This is a genomic window from Aureimonas sp. SK2 (genome assembly GCF_029813115.1).
Lineage (GTDB): Bacteria > Pseudomonadota > Alphaproteobacteria > Rhizobiales > Rhizobiaceae > Aureimonas.
Map to the genome: position 1 here is coordinate 1 of NZ_JAPZDS010000063.1, position 839 is coordinate 839.

At 63.9% G+C, this 839-nt stretch carries 1 protein-coding gene; it reads right to left on the reverse strand.

Features of this window, described 5'->3' with window-relative positions:
* Window positions 1–16: 16 nt before the first annotated feature.
* Window positions 17–774 (reverse strand): IS5 family transposase gene (locus O5O54_RS22220; protein WP_279484023.1). Its coding sequence is split into 2 segments (ribosomal slippage): window positions 17–450 and window positions 450–774, totalling 759 coding nucleotides; the frame shifts between segments, so codons are not numbered across the junction.
* Window positions 775–839: the final 65 nt, after the last annotated feature.

An 839-nucleotide genomic window follows, 5' to 3' on the forward strand; every position in this document is an offset into this window, starting at 1 on the left:
GGTCAGGACTCATAGCTCAGAGCCAGAAGAGGACGGTGGCTGCGAGCGCGATGGCGGAGAAGAAGACGGTCGGGCACCGATCGTAGCGGGTCGCAACCCGCCGCCAGTCCTTCAGTCGCCCGAACATGATCTCGATGCGGTTGCGGCGTCTGTAACGGCGTTTGTCGTGGCGCACCGGCGCGTTGCGCGACTTGCGCCCTGGGATACAGGGTTTGATGCCCTTGGCTTCCAAAGCGTCCCGGAACCAGTCGGCGTCGTAGCCCCGATCGCCGAGCAGCCATTGCGCCTTGGGCAGATCGTCTAACAGCGCGGCTGCCCCGGTATAGTCGCTGACCGGCCCGGCGGTCAGGAAGAAGCTCAGCGGGCGGCCGTTCGCATCGGCGACGGCATGAAGCTTGGTGTTCATGCCACCCTTGGTGCGACCAATAAGGCGACCGAGGCCCCCTTTTTGACCGCCAGGCTCGATGCCGTGCGGTGTGCCTTCAGGTAGGTCGCGTCGATCATGATGGTCCTGGGATCGGCGCCGACTGCTGCCAGGCCCTCCATCATCCGGACGAAGACACCCGCTTCGCCCCAACGCTTCCACCGGTTGTAGAGTGTCTTTGCGGGCCCGTAGTCCTTGGGCGCATCGCGCCATCGCAGGCCGTTGCGGTTGACGAAGATGATGCCGCTGAGAACCCGCCGGTCATCGACCCTTGGCCTGCCATGGCTCTTGGGAAAGAACGGACGAAGCCGCTCCATCTGCTCGTCCGTCAGCCAGTACAGATCGCTCATAACCAGTCCCCCCGGACAGAGCCTGAATCAGACGGGGCGCCTCATATCAATGGGTCCTGACCCTA